Below are 19,185 nucleotides of genomic sequence, written 5' to 3'. Positions count from 1 at the left end.
TATTATTGCGGGTAATAAGTCCACAAAATCCGCTGAATTTGCATGATCAAGTCCAAGCCGAAATTCTTAGAAAATGCTTGTATTTCAGTAAATAAATCAAGGGTGATTTATGGCTTTTTCACTGTTTTGGACGTTCTCCCATCGGTAATCGGTCAACAGCATTTTCAAAACAGAGGTCTGTCCATGTGAGAACAGGCAACGGTTTCTATATCTATAATTATATCATGAATAAAATGAGTTATTTTAGGTTTCAACTTTTATTTGGTAGCTTAAAATCAAATTTACCACCCAGCACTCCTGCACTAATTCCTGCAACCATAACTAATGCCAAACTGATTCCGCTTACAAGTTTCCAATTGAATTCTCTTTTTTCCGTATCTTTTTTATAAGCTTTACTTTCGATTTCTTTTTCTTGGTCACGAATTTCTGTGTCTTTTTCATTAGCCATCTTAATAAATTCAGTTTCCCTGTTTAATACCTCCATAAGCATTTCTGGAGATAAGTTTGGATTATCTAAGCATTTGCTGTAATCTGATTGTACTTGTTTCACAAGATTGTAAAACTGTTTCCTACTATCAGATGCACTATCCATTTCTTTATCTGCGATACTGTAATACACTTTAAGACTCTCATCATCACTTTTAACGATAGAATCAATCATGTTTTTATATTCTGCGAGAGTAGAGTTCACCAACTTTACAAATTCTGGATACTGAGCAAGAACCTCTTTTGCGACTTCTGGACGCAATTCTCCTAATTTTGACACGAAACTAATAACATCATTTTTAGATAAATTCTTAAAATTCGTCTTTTTCATCATTAAAAGGACATCTTTTTCTATAGGTGTATATTCCATAGTTAACCTCCTTGACAGTCGCAAACTAAATCCCAATTTTCATTCTAAATAATTTCCAAATAAATCGGAAGTAGTCAGTCATAATTTTTAATATTTACAGTAGCTATCGCCGATTGATTTGGTTCTCCTGTAACAAGATTTTGGGGTGCCGGTATCAGCATCATAAATCCTTCCTTACCATATCGTTGTTCATAGCCTTGTGCATATCTTTCCTCAACAGAAATGTGCTGTACTTGTCCAATCACCAAAGATGTAACCACTTAGATCCTGTATATCTTTCAATGTACTTCCATATTGATAAAAGCTTCTTGAATTACTGGTGCGTGGATAGTTTTCGCATTAAAAATGCGTAAAATTTCCTATCGAAATTTCATGAACACATCTCCCTTAAAACTATACTTATACACATCGCTTCAGTTATAAAGTTTTTCTTTACAACTGAATATCCTCATATCTCAACTATCAGGAAATTCCGAATAGTTCAAGTAAACAGTTCTACGAAATTTTCAAATAACTTATTTCTGCTGTTTTCCTTTTTCTTCCAGCGTTTTGATGCTTTCCAAATAGTCCTTTTCCACACTGCTAAGCGTTTTAGCTTTATACTTTTTATACTCGGCCTGAGCCTTTTCCATCGCCTGCAAATGACTAACTGTGCCATTTCCGATGAGAAGATTTTCGCCTGTGGAAGTTAAAATTCCATCCAGATGTTTTGCCCAATCCTCCATTGTCATTGGAATCTCCCGTTCCGCTTGTCTTTCTGCAAAATCCAAATAACCAGATACTAACTGCCCCATGGCCCGCAGTTCTTTTTCATCCAAATAATTTTTTGCAATTTTTGCTTCCTTCAAAGTCGGTTGTTCCCCCGAAAATGACATCAATCCCATAAAGTCTTTTTCAGCATCTGCACGATGGTAAATCACCGCCGCCGTTTCTTTAGAAACAGCATAGTGAATTTTATTCTGTACTCTCTTGAAAAACTGAACAGAAACTTCCGCTTTGGGATCATAGTCTATACTTGTAGCATAGATTTCCAACACCTGACGATAGAATACTTTTTCAGATGCCCGGATGTCACGGATTCTCTCCAATAGTTCTTTAAAGTATCCGCCACCACCCAACTCCTTCAGACGGTCATCATCCATAGTGAATCCCTTGATCATATATTCTTTCAAACGCACTGTTGCCCATCGTCTAAAATTAGTTGCAATAGCAGATTTAACTCTGTATCCGAGAGAAATAATCATATCAAGATTGTAAAAGGGTATCTCTCTTGCTACTTCACGATTTCCTTCTTTTCGAACCTGTCGGAAATTCCGACGGGTTGAATTTTCATCAAGCTCACCTTCATCATAAATATGTTTTATGTGTTCCACAACATTGGTACGAGATGTTCGAAACAAATCTGCCATCTGCTGCTGGGTCAGCCACACGGTTTCATCCTGAACCTTTACATCAATATTGGTTAATCCATCATCAGATTGGTATATGAGAATTTCTCCATAACTATCCACTGTGGTATCCTCCTAATCTTCTCGCTTCACATATGTTAATTCAATATCATATCCCAATGCTTCCAGCATCTGCACAAAGGTTTTGTTTACAACACCGTCCTGCTTTTTGATAATACGGTTGACATACGGACTTGTCGTTTTAATCTGCTCTGCAAGCTGAGTCTGTGTCATGCTCTCCTCTATGCATTTTATCTTTACGTCCACTTCTATATTATTTTTTAGCATACAATTCTCTTCTGTCTAAGAAATTACACTCATTAGATAATTTATTATACCTAATTTCCATATTTTTTTCAACGCATCAAAAAAATAAGCAGCCTATCATTTCCACATAGTGCCTACTATTTCAATATAAATTTTTAGACCTTAGTCTCGATTTAAATCCCTGACTTAAACAAAAACCCCAAATGATCCAAAAATCATCTTCTCGCTTCTTATGGAAGATCCACAGATTAGCAATGTGCTTAAGTAGATTGATTTAAAAAAGGAAAATCCAAGGCGTACAATTACATGAAGAAGATGCAATCCTATGCGAAGGAACTTTACAATAGGAATTACCGCTAATGCACATGCAGCGCTGGATACCAGTTATCCAGTCGCTGTTTTTCTTTATACTCTATCGTTACATGGTGAACCCTTAGGGTTCATTTTTCAATATTATCTACCCCCTAGTGTCAACCTTACTTTATAAATCAGTTCCCACAAAGCCATTGTTGAACATGAAAATAAAGGCTTTTCCGGTACCGTATCAACAGTTTAACGATATGAACTGAATAAGCCTTTTATTTACTACACTTTATTTACTTGTTAGGGCTCACTTTTGACATTAATACAATCGTTTCCACATGAACTGTCATCGGAAATAAATCTACGGGAACAATCGCTTCCACCTGATACCCTTCGTGAGTTAAATGACGCAGATCTCTTGCCTGTGTGGAAGGATTGCATGAAATATAAACAATCCGATCCGGACTCAGCTGACACAAAGACTTTAAGAATCGCTCATCCGCGCCTGAGCGTGGAGGATCCATCAACACAACGTCGTACCGTTGCCCTTCCCGAGCTGCTTGTTCCATAAACAAGCCAGCGTCAGCCTCCACAAACCAAGCATTGCGAATATGATTTACGCGGGCATTCTCTATCGCATTTTTAATCGAAACCGGGTTTACCTCGACACCGACTACCTCTTTTGCCTTCTGAGCAGCGACCAGACTGATCGTTCCAATCCCACAATAAGCGTCCAGAACACGTTCCTGACCGGTTAAATTTGCCAGTTCCATGGCTTTATAATACAGGATTTCGGTCTGCTGCGTATTGATCTGATAAAAAGACTTCGCGGTAATGGAAAACCGCAGACCACACAGCTGATCCTGAATTTTGCCCGTTCCGCTCAACACTCGTTCCTGCTGTCCCAGGACAATACTTGTACTGCGGTTATTGACATTCATGACAATCGTTGTAATCTCCGGATGCTGGCTGCGCAGCTGCTGAACCAATTGTTTTCGTGCTGGGAAAATCGGAGAAGCACACACAAGACAAACCAGCACTTCACGGCTGACATGACCAATTCGAATCAAACAATGACGGACTAATCCTGTTCGTTTATCTTCATCATACGGTTCGATCCTGAATTTTGTCATCAGTTCACACAAAGTATTTAAAATCTTTGCTGCCAGCGCATCTTGAATCCAGCATTCTGAATAAGGCACAACCTGATGGCTGTCCTCTTCATAGATGCCGGCGATCACCTTGCCCTTCTTATTCAATGAAAACGTAGCAATCACCTTGTTGCGGTATGCCCATGGTTCCTCCATTCCCAGAATCTCCTGAACCTGTCCATAGCGGCCTAAAAGTGATTGTACCTTTTCCTTTTTCCATTCCAACTGAGCTTTATAGTTCAGATGCTGAAGTTGACATCCGCCACAGCGATCAAAAATCCGACAGCGTGACTTTACCCGATCAGCACTTTCGCTTAAGCGCATCGCAGAGATCACCTTAGGCTCTTTTCTGATCGTATATTCCAACTCTACCTCCTCTTGGGGAAGCAGATTTTCAATCAAAACCTTGTCATTTTTGATCTTAACAATTCCCTTGCCGGAAACATCCAGTCCCGAACAGATCGTTTTTAATATATACGTAGGTTCCTTCTTTTGTTCCTTCTTCAGTTCTTTTTTAGGTGCTTTTTTTAGTACTTTATTCGTTTCTTTCTTTTTTTCCTTCATTGTTATCACCTTGTACATCATATCATAAAACAGTCCTGCTCGGCAGTGTTTAATTATCCCGATGTCTAGTGAGATATCGTAGATATTTTAAAAAGAAAGTGCTATCATGAGTTTAGAGATGAACTGAATCATCCCGGGCAAGAGAAAAGGAGGGTTTCGCATGAATCAAGAACAACTGAATCGTATGCATTCCGCCAAAGGCTTTATCGCCGCTCTGGACCAAAGTGGAGGAAGTACACCGAAAGCACTTCGGCTGTATGGAATTGAGGAAGATCAGTATGAGGGTGAAGAAGCGATGTTCGATCTGATCCACCAGATGAGAACTCGCATTATCACCAGTCCGGCCTTTACCAGCGAACACATTCTGGCCGCTATCCTCTTTGAAATGACCATGGATCGTCAGATTGAAGGACAGTATACCGCTGATTATCTGTGGGAAAAGAAAGGGATTCTTCCAATCTTAAAAGTAGATAAAGGATTAGCCCCACTGGAAAACGGTGTTCAGCTGATGAAGCCGATTCCGAATCTGAAGGAGTTGCTTGAACGAGCCCAAGATCGGCATATTTTTGGCACTAAAATGCGCTCAGTCATCAAGGAAGCCGATCCTGCTGGAATCCATGCTATTGTAGCCCAGCAATTTGAAATCGGCTTGGAAATTGCCAAAGCTGGTTTCGTTCCAATTCTGGAGCCGGAAGTTGACATTACCATTGCCGACAAGGAAAAATGTGAGCTGCTGCTGAAAGCTGAAATCCAGCAGCATCTGGCCAAATTAACAGAGGATGTCCGCTTGATGTTTAAGCTTTCGATTCCGACCGTTGATGGCTTTTACGGTGACTTGATGGAAGATCCGCATGTTGTGCGTGTCGTTGCCTTATCCGGCGGCTATTCCCGCAAGGAAGCCAACGAAAAACTGGCGCGCAATCCAGGCCTGATCGCCAGCTTCTCCCGTGCTTTAACCGAAGGTCTTAAGGCTCAGCAAACCGATGAAGAATTCAACGCCCTGCTGAAATCTTCGATTGAATCGATTTACGATGCTTCTGTTCAATAATTTCATTTCAATATAATATTAGAATACAGCGTCAGGAGAGAATATATCGTTTCCCGCTCCGCGCTGTTTTCTTTTTGTTCCATTAAAGATCACATCTTCGCCTCTGGGTTTGACTTATGTTCGATTTTCAACCTTTCAGCGGGGCATTTCGATTTTCTTTTTTCAGAATCTGACTTATAATACCTACACTATCCAAAGGAGAAAAAAATGCGATTACAAAACAAAGTAGTATTGGTTACTGCCTCGACTCGAGGCATTGGTTTGGCTACCGTCCAGGCCTGCGCCATGGAAGGCGCAATCGTTTATATGGCGGCTCGCAATTTAGACCTAGCTCAGCAGCGAGCTGAAGAATTGAATCAGAAAGGTTATCATGTCCACACGGTCTACAACGATGCGACCAAGCTGGATTCTTATCGGACAATGATCGAAGAAGTGATCAAACTTGAAGGTCGAATTGATGTACTGGTCAACAATTTTGGTACCTCCAATCCTCAAACTGATCTCGATATTGAACATACGAAATGGGAAGATTTCCAATCGACTGTCAACATCAATCTGGCCAGTGTCTATGTCAGCAGCCAAGCTGTCATCCCGCACATGAAAAAGCAAGGCGGAGGAAGCATTATCAACATCAGTTCGATCGGCGGCCTAACCCCGGATATTGCCCGAATTGGGTATGCGGTAAGCAAAGATGCGATCATCTACCTTTCTAAAAACATTGCCGTGCAGACAGCTCGCAGCAACATCCGTGTCAATGTCGTTTGTCCAGGACAGACCGCAACCGACGCCGTGATGAACAACATGTCCCCGGAATTTCAGGAATTCTTCCTGCGCCACACACCGATCAAACGAATGGGCAAACCGGAAGAAATTGCCGCGGCAGTTGTTTACTTCGCCAGTGACGAATCCGCCTATACAACAGGTCAGGTGATGGCCGTTCATGGAGGTTTTGGCCTGCCGACCCCGGTCTTCGCAGACATGATTGATTTAAGCGCTGAACAAAAGCATTAACAAACCCAGTTTCACAAAAAAAGCTGAGGGAAACAGGATTATATCTGTCCTCCTCAGCTTTTTCTTTGCCTCTTTATTACTTTAAGATTACTTTATTTTCCCAGTGAACTTGGTTTTTTCAGCGCTAATATCTTTTCCCGAAGCTCACGATAGCGATGGGTTGTTTCCGGACGCATCTGAGCCTCCCGCACATCATTGCCGAAAGCACCGCGGCTTATCATCACAATCGGCGGGAACTGAATCCGCTTGAATACGGCTCCCTTCATCGTCCGCAATACCCATTCTAAATCCTGAATAAAGGCTTCCGGATCATCCAGGCCATAATAACGGATCCAACGCCCCATTTCACTGTCCTGCAGCGTTCCGTCAAGATAATCTTCCATGATTTCCTCGACCTGTGCGCTTGGGTATTCTGTCAGCTTGCCAATCAGCCAGTCATGATAGAACCACTTCATCGGATCCCGCTGATCCGTTTTTAATTCCGCAGACGGCGGGAATTCCCAGATCAGTGAATCACCCTGAATTTCCGGAAGCAGATTGTCCGGAATGATCGTTTTGCCAAATGCAGCATTGATTTGTTTCGCTAAATCAAACAACTGCACCTTCGTGCAATCCGCAATCGGCGAGAGCGCACCGATGGCATCGCCATACAACGTGCAGTAACCCAAGGCCGCCTCGACCTTGTTGCCATTGTTGACGATCACACCGTTTTCCATCGACGCAAAGCTGGACAACAGGTGGCCGCGCAGGCGGGCCTGGATATTTTCAAGCGCCAGCCCCTCAGCCTGCGGATAGCCATAGTCCTGCAGCGTTTCCACCGTTGCATCCACAATCTTCTCAATACTGCCCTCGCGGATGGTTATGCCTAGCCGATTTGCCAGAGCCTTTGCGTTGTTTTTGGTCGTCAGACTGTTATAGCGGCTGGCCATGTTGTAGCCAACGACCCGCTCCGCTCCTAAAGCATAAACCAATAGTGCCGACGTAATACTGCTGTCCAGACCGCCGGACAAACCAACGATCCATTTCATCTTCGGCGAAAACATCTGCTGATCAAATTCGCGGATCGCACAAACCAAAGCCGTCATCAGCTTGGATTCAGGCTGCCGTGAAATCGTCTGATGCTCATGCAGCGAACAGGTTCGGCATTCTGCTTCAAACGTATCATTCAATGAAACTTGACGATCGCCGTTTTCTCCATAAATCGTGCTGTCACCGTCAAACACCATGACATTCTTGCCATTATTCTGCATACCACAGGCATTGACATACACCAGCGGTACAAAGTGTCCCGACGCTTTTTCAGCATGGGATTTCACTCGTTTATCACGGGAGTGTTCCTTATTGACTGTCCATGGCGAACAGGACAAATTGATGATCAGATCCACATCCTGACGCAGATAAGTTTCCGTCACATCCAGCGCATAATCATCGCTCCACAGATCTTCGCAAATCTCAACGCCGATCCGCCATGTTTTTCCGTCCTTCTCAAACAGAAACGGACTGATCATGGAATCGACGGCTTTTTGATTGCGCATCGCAATCTCAATTCCGGAAAGAAAATAACGGGAATCATCAAAAACCCGATAATCCGGATTGAGATGTTTGATGTAAATCCCATCCAACGCACCCTTTTCTTTCTTCACCCATTTTTGGTTATAATAGAAATACGCGGCATTGCAGCGGATCGGACGACCGTCACGGCCACAGACTGCCTGCCCCAGCGGTTTATTCCACAGATTACCATAGAGAATCCCGATTCCCTCGGACAAGGCCAGAAGTTCATCGTTGAAGCTGTCCAGATTCCGACACCAGTCCAGATCCAGCCATTGATCCTGCAGACAGTATCCGCTCAGTGCCATTTCCGGAAAAACGATCAGATCCGCATGTTCAGCTTTAGCCTGTTCAATCATACGGCGCATAGCTGCAAGATTCTCCGTCGGCTGTCCTTGCTTAACCTTGATTTGTCCTAACGCAATTTTCATAATTCAGCCCCCGTACTGCTTCTTTAACAGATTGTTCCGCCGGTAATCTTCACATCTTCCTGATGTTCGATCATCGCTTCAATCGCTGCCGTTAATCCTCGGACAATCGTGTCCAGTTCCATCGACGGCATCGCTTTTTTTGATGCCGCCTGCGATGGCAGATACGGAATATGAATGAACCCGGAGCGCTTGCCCGGAAATTCTTTTTCAATCAGATAACGGACGCCGTAAGTCACATGATTGCATACAAACGTTCCGGCACTGTTGGAAACCGAGGCGGGAATGCCCGCTTCCTGCATCGCCTTCACCATCGCCTTGATCGGCAGCGTTACAAAGTAAGCATCCGGCCCATCGGCATAGATAGGCTCATCCACCGGCTGATTGCCTTCATTGTCGCTGATCCGGCAATCATCAACATTGATGCCGACCCGCTCCACTGTAATCTCTGCCCGTCCGCCGGCCTGACCGATGGATAAGATCATATCCGGATCTTCTTTGAGAATGGCCTCGCGGATGACCGCTAACGACTTATGGACAACGGTTGGAATTTCCAGTTTCACAATCTGCGCTCCGCCGATCACCTCCGGCAGCCGCTTAACAGATTCAATCGCCGGATTGATGGACTCTCCGCCAAAAGGGTCAAAGCCTGTCACTAATATTTTCATTGATCTGTCCTCCTTGTGTATTTTTTACTTCAAAATCTGCGATTTTACCCTACGCAAAGATGCTGAGAAATACTTGAATTTAGAAAGCCAGCACCAGCATGAGGATAACATGTACGACAATCATCACCAGTGCCATCGGCAGCTGAGCCTTGATCACCGTATACTTGTCCTTCGTTTCCAGCACCGCTGCCGGAACAATGTTGAAATTGGCGGCCATCGGCGTCATCAGTGTTCCGCAGAAACCCGCCGTCATGCCCAAGGCACCAACAATCGCCGGATCTCCGCCCTGCAGAATGACAAACGGTACGCCAATTCCAACGGTGATGACGGAAAACGCCGCAAAGGCATTGCCCATAACCATCGTAAACAGCACCATCCCAGCTACATACACAATGACGCCGAGAACAATACTGCCCTGCGGCACCACATTCGCCATGATGCCGGAAATGACTGCCCCGACACCGGCTTCTGTAAAGACTGAGCCCAAAGCACCTAACAGCTGCGGCAGCAGGCTGGCAGCCCCCACCGTCATCAACAGCCGCGCAGTATCATCCCGCGTATCCGCAAACTTCGGCCTAGTGATTGCCACACCGATCAGATAAGCTAAAATCGAAGCTAAACCAATTGCCAGAGCGAATGGAAACGAAACGCCTCCTTCCGCAACAGTGAATTGAAGCTGAGATAAGACAAAGGTCACCGCAGCTAAAATCACACCGGCAATCGCTAACTGCCCAGCCTGACGCTGCGCGCTGCGGGCTGCCTGCACTTCCTGTTTCTTTGCGCCTACAAACTTCAAACCAGCCCAGACGATCAAAACCGCAGCCGGAATCAATCCCCAAACTAACGGAAACGAAATGACCGGTGAATTGCCGGAAAATTTCAGCATCGACAGCACCAGTGCAACAACGCCGATCGTGATTGCCGGCAGAAAGATCTTGTTGCCCAGCTTATCCGCCTGCGCCTTGCGGAATGCCGCTTCCGAAGGAACAAATTTTCCCATCTGCACTTGTTTAGCCGCCGTCAGACAGCCCAACACCAGAAGCAAAGCTCCCGTCAGCGCATAGGGCAGATAAGGCCCCAGAATAAAAATCAAACCGAGAATCGTCCAGAAAGCAAACGTACCGATCCGGCACTTCTCGTTCTGCAGCCCGCGCCATGCGGCGTTAAAGCTGACCAGTCCGCACAGGCAGAAAATGATTTCACTGCCCCAATTCAGCACTGTTTTTAAATCCATTATGCCTGCACCTCCTTTTTCAGCTTGCGATCAGCCAATAAGACCTGGATAATCGTAAAGAGCGTGACAACGATCCCGACCGGAATTGAAGCCTGCGCAATCGAACCCAGCGTCACCTCATATCCGGCCGCAGCCAAAGTCCCCTGAATCAACAGAACGCCGCTGTTGCCTAAGAAAATGTTTTGACCAAAAAAGTTACCATAGTTTTCCACTGCCGCGGCCAGACCTTTAATCCGTTCACGCTGCTTTTCGTTCAGCGGCTTTTTGATAGAGGTTTGCCCTGCAGCTTCACTCATCGGCAGAATCAGCGGCCGGACAAACTGTACATGACCGCCTAATCGAATTGACATCGCTGAAGCCAAAATCCGAACAACCATATAAATAGACAAGACCTTGCCGGCCGTTGCGTTTTTTATCTTGCCGATCAATTCCGCAGCCCGCTCCTTCATGCCGTAGCGTTCGATCAGGGCAATCGCCGGAAAGCTGATCAAAAAGATCGACATCAGCCGGTTATCCACAAACGATTTCCCCATAATCTCCAAGATCTGAATAAAATCCAATCCTGAAACAAGTCCGGTGACTAAGCCAGAGATCAGAACGACCGCAATGACGTCCCACTTTAAGGCAAATCCGACCACAATGATCAGAATGCCGATTAATTTCAAGTATTCCATAATCCATTCCTTTCCCTTTTAGAGTATTCCCATTATACCAGATTTCCCTCAAAGCTTGCAGAGAAAATTTTCATGCGTTTCACGCCATGTTTTTCAACCTGTTTTCAGCGGAAAATCTGTTGGACTAGAAACATATAAAACAACGTTCCGCAGCCGATACTCAGCAGGCTGTTATGCTTCCAATGATGAATGAAACCCGTCAGCGCCAGCGCCAGCAGTTCAGGTGCCCCGTGATATGGTCCCAGCCATGAAGCAGAACGCAGGCCGTACACCACCAGCATTGCCATCATCGCCATCGGCAGGACCTGCCCGAGATAGGCAATCGTTTTAGGGATCGGCTGACCGGGGCGAAACGCCGCAAATGGCAGCCAGCGTGTCAGAAAGGTGACCGCCGCCATCAACAAAATCGTAATCAAAATGGGATTCATTGGATCAGCCCCCTTCCCTGCAGAGTTCGCCGTACGCCCAATAAGCCCGCCGCGATCATCACCAGAGCCGGCAAAATCATGCCGTCAGCGCCAAAGAAAAGAAGCGCGGTCACGGCACTGACCAGTCCGATAACAGTGGGGATCGGCGTGCTGGCTGATTTCAGCTGATCCAGACAGGTAACAAAGAACAGCGCGGTCATCGCAAAGTCAATTCCTGTTGTATCAAAGGGAATAACCGAACCGACCGCGGCTCCGATCAGCGTTCCCAAAATCCACCACAGCTGATCGAACAAGGTAATCCAGAAATACAGCCACTGCGGCGCCGCTCTTTTCTCCAGCTTCTTCTGACATAACAAGCCATAGGTTTCATCCGTCAATCCAAAAATCAGATACAGCCGGCGAAGCCCCCGCTCGCCAAATTCTTGCAGAAATGAAAAACCGTAAAACAGATGCCGCAGATTGACGGCCAACGTCATGAAGATCACCTGCAGCGGACTGGCCGCCTGAGCGATCAGCGAAATCCCGACAAACTGCATTGAGCCGGCATAGACAACAACACTCATTAACACAGCCCAGCCCCAGCTGATCTGATGCTGCTGGGCAAGCAGACCGAAAGCGATGCCCACGACCAGATAGCCGGGAAAGACTGCCAGCGAGGCACCCAAAGCCTCTTTTTTAGTTTGATCCATCCTCTGTCCCCCTTTTTGTAAAATTGAATCAGCCTTACCTCAATCCTTATCAGCCGAAAACTGAAGCCGGCCGCAAATAGAGAAAAAGCGGAAGTTTTACCTTATCCCTTCCGCTTCCTGTTTGTGAATGCGTATCTTTTTAGAACATCAGGATCGTATTCAGAATCATCATCAGACAGATGAAACTGACCAAGCCGATCACCATGATTTTCTGAAATGTCTTTTTTGATTTCGTCATGATGGCCTCCTTACAGTATTGCTAGTGTACCGCAAAGCCGGTTCGCTGTCAACAATCCTGCAGTCCCCGCGCGCCGATATCATGGCGGTAAAACAGCGCGTCACAGTCAATTTTTTCAATTTCGACATAGACCGCAGCCTGCGCCTGTTTCAGCGTCGGCCTCTGTGCAGCGACAAACAGCACCCGTCCGCCGGAGGTCACCAGCTGTCCGTTTTCAAGGGCGGTTCCCATGTGAAAGACGGTTGCTTCCACGTGCTCAAGATTGCTGATCTTCGCACCTTTAGTTGAACTTTCCGGATACCCCTGACTGGCCAGCACGACGCCCAGCACCGGTTCTTTCGACCAATGCAGCGGCAGGGTCTGATGCTGCAGCACCCACATGCAGATTTCATAAAGATCATCCTGCAGGGCGATCATCAGCACTTCCGTTTCCGGATCGCCGAAGCGGACATTGTATTCAATCGTTTTCACGCCGCGCTCCGTCGCCATGCAGCCGGCATATAAAATTCCGGTGAAGGGACAGCCTTCCTGAACCATGGCCGCCGCCATCGGCTTAACGATCTTTTCAATCGCTTCTTCAACAACGGCTTTGGACAAATGCGATACTGGTGTATAAGCGCCCATTCCACCGGTATTCAGCCCCTCATCATGATCAAAGGCCCGCTTATGATCCTGCGCGATCTCCATCGGAATGACGGTTGTCCCATTGACAAAGGCCAGCTGGGAGAATTCTTCTCCCTCAAGATATTCCTCGATGACAACAGTTGCCCCGGCCTGATCGAACAATCCGCCGCACATCATCTCTTTTAAAGCATCCTGCGCCTCGGCCTGGGTTTGGGCAATGATGACACCTTTGCCCGCAGCCAGACCATCGGCCTTCAGCACGATCGGCATCGGCTGCTGCTCAAGATACACCTTCGCCTGATCATAATCGGAAAAGCTTTGATAAGCCGCGGTTGGAATCGCATATTTCTTCATCATGGCTTTGGCAAATGCCTTGCTTCCCTCTAACCGCGCCGCCGCACGGCTAGGACCAAAGACCGTCAGCCCCGCGGCCGCAAAGGCATCGGCAATGCCCTCACATAACGGCACTTCCGGTCCGACAAACGTCAGATCAATTGCCTGAGCCTTCACAAACGCAATCAGCTTGTCAAACTCCAGTACGCCGATCGCCACGCATTCGGCAACTTCCGCCATCCCCGGATTACCCGGAGCGGCATAGACTTTTTCAACCTGCGGACTCTGCGCAAATTTCCAGGCTAACGCATGTTCCCGTCCGCCGCTGCCGATCACCAATACTTTTGCCATACCTGTTTATTCCTCCACCAGCATTTTTAATGTTTCCGGATACAGGACATGCTCGATCGCATGCACCTGCGCCTCAATTTCTTCCTTGCTCCACTGCGGCTGCACGGCAAACGCCCGCTGTGCGATAATCCGGCCGCCGTCCATCGACGCATCGACGTAATGAATCGTCACGCCCATAACTTTAACGCCATAATCAATCGCCTGCCCGATGGCATCCTTGCCTTTAAACGCCGGCAATAGCGACGGATGAATGTTCACGATCCGCTGATCGTAAGCCTCTAACACTAATGGAGAAAGCAAGCGCATATATCCGGCCAGGGCGATAAAATCGACATGATGCGCCTGACATTGCGCAATGATTTTCCGTTCATAATCCGGCTTGGACGAATAGTCCTTCGGATTGAACGCAAACACGTCAATGCCACGCTGCCGTGCTTTTTCGATGACCGGGGCGTTTTGTTTATCCACGACGACCAGCGTCAGTTTCGCTTTCAGCTGACTGGCCTCAATCGCATCGGCAATCGCTTCAAAATTCGTTCCCGTTCCGGAAGCAAAGACCGCGAGGTTCTTCATTGAATGTCAATTCCTTCCTGACTGGTCACCTTGCCGATCACCGTTGCCTTTTCACCCTGAGCAGCTAAAATTTCCAATGTGGCCTCCGCATCCTTCGGATCCACAATGAGAATCATGCCAATTCCCATATTGAAGACATTGTACATTTCCTTTTCATCCATGCCTGAGAGCTTCTGCAGAACATGGAAAATCGGCAGCACTTCCCAGGTTCCGCGATGGATTTCAATGCCTAATCCCGGATTCAGACAGCGCGGCATGTTCTCATAGAAGCCGCCGCCGGTAATATGGGCGATGCCATGGACATCCACGCTTTTCAAAACTTCCAGCACCGGACGGACATAAATCCGCGTCGGTGTCAGCAATGTATTTCCCAGGGAGTCCTGCAATTCGTCAAACTTCGTGTTCAGATCAAGCTGATTGTCTTTTAAGACAATCTTGCGGACCAAGGAGAAGCCGTTGGAATGGACACCGCTGGAAGCCAGTCCAATCACGACGTCGCCGGCCTTAGTTTTCGCTCCGGTAATCATCTGGGATTTCTCTACAGCCCCGACCGTAAAACCGGCGATATCATAATCTTCTTCGTCATACATGTCCGGCATTTCCGCCGTTTCCCCGCCAACCAAAGCACAGTTGGCAAGCACGCAGCCATCGGCCACGCCCTTGACAATCTGTTCAATTTTCTCCGGATGATTTTTGCCGACCGCAATGTAGTCCAGGAAAAACAGCGGCTCTGCCCCCTGAGCAATGATATCGTTGACGCACATTGCGACGACGTCCTGTCCAACGGTATCATGCTTATCCATCATAAAGGCCAGCTTCAGCTTCGTCCCGACTCCGTCTGTGCCGCTGACCAGCACCGGCTCTTTCATGTTCAGCGCACTCAGATCAAACAGGCCGCCGAAGCTGCCGATGCCGCCCATCATGCCGAAGCGGCGGGTTTTTTCAATGTGTTTTTTGATCAAACGAACCGACTCGTATCCAGCCTCTAACGAAACGCCGGCCTTTTCATACTGTGTACTCATGCTTTTCCTCCCTTGCCCCGGATGTAATTTACCCCGTTGGCGAAAATATTCTGTTTCTTTTCTCCGTCAATATTTTTAAAGACATCCGTAAAGAAGCGTTCGGAATGACCCATTTTTCCTAATACCTTGCCATCCGGAGAAACCAGACCTTCAATCGCCCAGTCTGAGCCGTTGAGGTTGGCTTTCGGATCCATCGTCGGCAAGCCGTTTTCATCGCAGTATTGGAACGCCACCTGGCCATTGGCAAACAGCTGATCGATCATCGCTTCGTCTGCGACCAGCCGGCCTTCGCCATGGCTGACCGGAATCGAATACACTTCACCGCACTCCATTCCCTGCAGCCATGGAGAGCAGGTGCTGGCAACCCGGGTTCTCACGACACTGGAAATGTGTCGGTTGATATGATTTCGGGTCAGCGTCGGACTGGTTTCATCGAGGGTGCGGATCTCGCCGTACGGCAGCAGGCCGGACTTGATCAGCGCTTGGAAACCATTGCAGATGCCCAGGATCAACCCATCGCGTTTCAGAAGCCGGCTTACCGCGGCTTTAATCTTCTCATTCTGTAAGATGTTCACAATGAACTTCGCCGATCCATCCGGTTCATCCCCGGCTGAGAAGCCGCCTGGAATCGCCAGAATGTGACTGTTGTCCAACAAGGCAGCCATCTGATCAATCGAATCGAAAATCGCCTGTTCATTCTGATTGCGGAAAACGAAGATGGTGACGTTGGCCCCTTCTTCTTCAAAAGCCCGTCGGGTATCATATTCGCAGTTGCTGCCTGGGAAAACCGGAATCAAAACGCGGACTTCCGTACTCGGCTGTTCACAACGATACGGGTGCGTACTAGCTTTATCCCGCACCGGCAGCGTCTTGACTTCGCCCTTGCTGTAAACCGGATAGAGCGCGCTGAGCGTTCCCATCCAGGCCGCCAGCACTTCATCCTGAGTCAGTTCCAATTCATTGATTCGATACAGCGGCTGGGCGATGACCTGTCCGATCATAGCGGCGCGTGCATCGTTAAATTCCGGCGTGACTTCCGCCACGATCAGCCCCGGCTGCAACTGCAGCAGTTCGTTGCCGCCGTTGATTTCAAAGCCCAGGCGATTGCCGAAGCTCATCTTGAACAGAGCTGCCAGAATACCGCCCTCTTCTGCGACATAGGCCGATTGAATTGTTCCCTGACGAATTCCTTCACGAACCGCCTCAAACATTGTTTTGTAGCTGGCTAAATCCGGCAGCCCCTCAGCACTGATCTGCGGCTTGAAGGCAACCAGACGATTGCCCGGTATTTTTAACTGCGGCGTGATGATGTTGCGGACCGAACCATCCGAGCAGGCAAACGAAATCAGCGTCGGTACGACATGCTTGTCATTGAAGGTTCCGGACATGCTGTCCTTGCCGCCGATCGCCGCTTTCTGGAAATAATCCTGCACCTGCATCGCCCCCAAGAGCGCTTCGGTGACTTTACCCCAACGCTGCGGATCCTGATTCAGCCGTTCAAAATATTCCTGGAATGAGAAATGAATCTTTTCAAAGTCTCCGCCGCAGGCAACGGTCTTAGCCATCGATTCCAGCACGCTGTCCATCGCTCCGACATAGGTCGAATATTCCATAATCCGCGGGTTAAAGCCATAGGTCAGAATGCTGCAGGTTGTTGTTTTGCCGTCGAGAACCGGCAGTTTCTGCACCGAAGCCTGAGCCGGCGTCAGCTGCGTCTTGCCGCCATACGGCATCAGCACCGTCGTGGATCCAATCGAGGCGTCAAACATTTCGCCCAACCCTTTCTGGCAGCAGACGTTCGGCTGAGCCATCATGGTCAGAATCGCTTCCTTACCTAACGGCGTATCCGTGCTAAACGGATTCGCTCCCTCCAAAGTCGCAATTTCAACATCGGCCTGCTGGCGGACACCGCTGGTATCAATAAACTTCCGCGCCAGATCGACGACCGTCTGATCGTTCATCTTCATGATTAAACGACCGGTATCCGTCACTTCCGCCACGCGGTATGCTTCCAGATTTTCTTCTGCGGCTAAGGTGATGAATTTCGCTTCATCCGCTGCTGAAACAACCACCGCCATACGTTCCTGACTTTCGCTGATCGCGATTTCCGTTGCGTTCAGGCCGGCATATTTAGTCCGGACCTGATCGAGATGAATCTCAAGCCCATCAGCCAGCTCGCCGATCGCTACACAGACGCCGCCGGCTCCGAAATCATTGCATTTTTTAATTAAACGGGTGCAGTCCGGATTGCGGAACAACCGCTGAATCTTCCGCTCTTCCGGCGCATTGCCCTTCTGTACCTCACTGGCGCAGACCTCTAATGATTTTAAATTGTGTTCCTTGGAAGAACCGGTAGCGCCGCCGATGCCGTCCCGTCCGGTTTTGCCGCCTAACAGAATGACAACATCGCCCGCCTGTGGAGATTGGCGCACGACATTTTCCGCTTTGGCCGCACCGACCACCGCTCCGACTTCCATGTGCTTGGCGACATAGCTGGGATGAATGATCTCACGGACATGCGTTGTCGGCAGACCGATCTGATTCCCATAGGAGGAGTTGCCGTGCGTGGCTTTTTTGGAGATGACTTTCTGCGGCAGCTTGCCGGCAATCGTTTCATCCAGTTTTTCCAAGATGTTGCCGCAGCCGCTGACACGCATGGCCTGATAGACGTAGCTGCGTCCGCTTAACGGATCACGGATCGCGCCGCCGATGCAGGTGGAAGCACCGCCGAAGGGTTCGATTTCGGTCGGATGATTGTGTGTTTCATTTTTGAACATTAAAAGCCACTTTTCAGGCTGTCCGTCATGATCGACATCAATAAAGACGCTGCAGGCATTGATTTCTTCGCTGACCTCAACTTCCGGCGATTTGCCTTGACGGCGCAGATCGCGGGCATTGATCGTCGCCATGTCCATCAACGTCTGCGGCTTTTCATCCCGGCCGCAGGCTGTGCGCAGCTGCAGATAACGCTGGTAGGCCTGCTGAATCTGCTCGCCAAACCGCTCTGTCGTAATCTTAACGCTTTTCAGACAGGTTTCAAAGGTTGTATGCCGGCAATGATCCGACCAATAGGTATCCAAAACGCGAATTTCCGTTTCTGTCGGATTGCGCTTCTCTTCATCGCGGAAATAGTGCTGCACCAAGGTCAGATCGGCTTCGCTCATCGCTAATCCCTGTTCTGCGACAAACGCGGCGATCTGGGCGGCATCCATCTCAATAAAATACGGGAACTGCTGCAGCGGCTTAACATCGACGTTCTGATCAATCGCCAGCTTCGACAGATCCTTCACGCGGGATTCAATCGGGTTGATGACGTAGGCTTCGATTTTCTTCAGCATTTCATCGCTGACTTCCCCTTCCAGGATCATCAGCTTGCCGGTCGTGATCCGGCAGTTTGACGCGGGATTCAGCAGCTTGACACACTGCATGGCACTGTCAGCCCGCTGATCATACTGTCCCGGCAGCGTTTCCCAAACGATAACCGACTTGGCTTCCAGATCCAGCGTTTCATAGAGCGTATCGGTCATGACTTCAGTAAAAACGGTTTTCTTGGCCTTAGCATAATCTTCGCTGTCAATATCAAAGATATCATAAATATTGAACAGACGCAGTCCCTGCGCCTGAAGCTGCAGATTTTCGCTTAATTCATTCAACAGATCCTGCGCCTCCGTACGGAAGCGGTCTTTCTTTTCAACAAAGATGCGCTTGTTTATTAAACTCATGG

At 48.0% G+C, this 19,185-nt stretch carries 17 protein-coding genes; 2 read left to right on the top strand and 15 right to left on the bottom strand.

Annotation, left to right across the window (positions count from 1 at the left end):
- Window positions 1–250: 250 nt before the first annotated feature.
- The 5 genes from MCG46_RS08580 to rlmD all read right to left on the bottom strand — a co-directional run bounded on the left by MCG46_RS08580 (window position 251) and on the right by rlmD (window position 4,589).
- A complete protein-coding gene (locus tag MCG46_RS08580; RefSeq protein ID WP_240279373.1) occupies window positions 251–856 on the bottom strand; it encodes a hypothetical protein in 606 nt (201 codons plus the stop codon).
- A gap of 74 nt (window positions 857–930) precedes the next feature.
- Entirely contained in the window at window positions 931–1,104 is a 174-nt protein-coding gene (locus MCG46_RS08575) for a hypothetical protein (RefSeq protein WP_240279370.1), read from the bottom strand.
- A gap of 267 nt (window positions 1,105–1,371) precedes the next feature.
- Entirely contained in the window at window positions 1,372–2,367 is a 996-nt protein-coding gene (locus MCG46_RS08570; protein ID WP_240279368.1) for a virulence RhuM family protein, read from the bottom strand.
- Between the two features lie 12 nt (window positions 2,368–2,379).
- Complete coding sequence (locus MCG46_RS08565; protein WP_020223346.1) at window positions 2,380–2,538, bottom strand: helix-turn-helix domain-containing protein; 159 nt, start codon at window positions 2,536–2,538, stop codon at window positions 2,380–2,382.
- Between the two features lie 629 nt (window positions 2,539–3,167).
- A complete protein-coding gene (gene rlmD, locus MCG46_RS08560; protein WP_240279366.1) occupies window positions 3,168–4,589 on the bottom strand; it encodes a 23S rRNA (uracil(1939)-C(5))-methyltransferase RlmD in 1,422 nt (473 codons plus the stop codon).
- Window positions 4,590–4,749: 160 nt separating this feature from the next.
- On the opposite strand from rlmD, the gene MCG46_RS08555 reads away from it, so the two are divergent.
- Both MCG46_RS08555 and hdhA read left to right on the top strand, forming a co-directional pair.
- On the top strand, window positions 4,750–5,637 hold the full coding sequence (locus MCG46_RS08555; RefSeq protein WP_240279364.1) for a fructose bisphosphate aldolase: 888 nt from the start codon (window positions 4,750–4,752) through the stop codon (window positions 5,635–5,637).
- Window positions 5,638–5,844: 207 nt separating this feature from the next.
- Complete coding sequence (gene hdhA, locus MCG46_RS08550; RefSeq protein ID WP_240279362.1) at window positions 5,845–6,648, top strand: 7alpha-hydroxysteroid dehydrogenase; 804 nt, start codon at window positions 5,845–5,847, stop codon at window positions 6,646–6,648.
- Between the two features lie 92 nt (window positions 6,649–6,740).
- Here the strand turns inward: hdhA and nadE are convergent, their stop codons facing one another.
- The 10 genes from nadE to MCG46_RS08500 form a co-directional block, all read right to left on the bottom strand.
- Window positions 6,741–8,630 carry an NAD(+) synthase gene (gene nadE, locus MCG46_RS08545; protein WP_240279360.1) on the bottom strand — a complete coding sequence of 630 codons (1,890 nt, stop codon included), beginning with the start codon at window positions 8,628–8,630 and terminating at the stop codon, window positions 6,741–6,743.
- A 23-nt stretch (window positions 8,631–8,653) separates the two neighbouring features.
- Window positions 8,654–9,295, bottom strand: a complete 642-nt coding sequence (gene pcp / locus MCG46_RS08540) for a pyroglutamyl-peptidase I (RefSeq protein ID WP_240279358.1) — start codon at window positions 9,293–9,295, stop codon at window positions 8,654–8,656.
- A gap of 79 nt (window positions 9,296–9,374) precedes the next feature.
- Entirely contained in the window at window positions 9,375–10,529 is a 1,155-nt protein-coding gene (locus MCG46_RS08535) for a DUF979 domain-containing protein (protein WP_240279357.1), read from the bottom strand.
- A complete protein-coding gene (locus MCG46_RS08530; RefSeq protein ID WP_240279355.1) occupies window positions 10,529–11,203 on the bottom strand; it encodes a DUF969 domain-containing protein in 675 nt (224 codons plus the stop codon). Before MCG46_RS08530 ends, MCG46_RS08535 begins: the two co-directional genes overlap by 1 nt.
- Before the next feature lie 104 nt (window positions 11,204–11,307).
- A complete protein-coding gene (locus MCG46_RS08525; protein ID WP_240279354.1) occupies window positions 11,308–11,631 on the bottom strand; it encodes a branched-chain amino acid transporter permease in 324 nt (107 codons plus the stop codon).
- On the bottom strand, window positions 11,628–12,320 hold the full coding sequence (locus MCG46_RS08520; RefSeq protein ID WP_240279353.1) for an AzlC family ABC transporter permease: 693 nt from the start codon (window positions 12,318–12,320) through the stop codon (window positions 11,628–11,630). The genes MCG46_RS08525 and MCG46_RS08520 overlap by 4 nt, the downstream gene beginning before the upstream one ends.
- A gap of 286 nt (window positions 12,321–12,606) precedes the next feature.
- Complete coding sequence (purD, locus tag MCG46_RS08515) at window positions 12,607–13,866, bottom strand: phosphoribosylamine--glycine ligase (protein ID WP_240279351.1); 1,260 nt, start codon at window positions 13,864–13,866, stop codon at window positions 12,607–12,609.
- 6 nt (window positions 13,867–13,872) lie between these two features.
- Entirely contained in the window at window positions 13,873–14,439 is a 567-nt protein-coding gene (gene purN, locus MCG46_RS08510) for a phosphoribosylglycinamide formyltransferase (RefSeq protein WP_240279349.1), read from the bottom strand.
- Window positions 14,436–15,461: a phosphoribosylformylglycinamidine cyclo-ligase gene (gene purM / locus MCG46_RS08505; RefSeq protein WP_240279347.1), complete on the bottom strand. Its 1,026-nt coding sequence runs from the start codon at window positions 15,459–15,461 to the stop codon at window positions 14,436–14,438. The genes purN and purM overlap by 4 nt, the downstream gene beginning before the upstream one ends.
- Window positions 15,458–19,183: a phosphoribosylformylglycinamidine synthase gene (locus MCG46_RS08500; RefSeq protein ID WP_240279345.1), complete on the bottom strand. Its 3,726-nt coding sequence runs from the start codon at window positions 19,181–19,183 to the stop codon at window positions 15,458–15,460. Before MCG46_RS08500 ends, purM begins: the two co-directional genes overlap by 4 nt.
- Between the last annotated feature and the right edge of the window lie 2 nt (window positions 19,184–19,185).

The organism is Holdemania massiliensis (assembly GCF_022440805.1).
GTDB lineage: Bacteria > Bacillota_I > Bacilli_A > Erysipelotrichales > Erysipelotrichaceae > Holdemania > Holdemania massiliensis_A.
The sequence above is the reverse complement of the archived record's forward strand: the minus strand, read 5'-3'. Positions and strand labels throughout refer to the sequence as shown.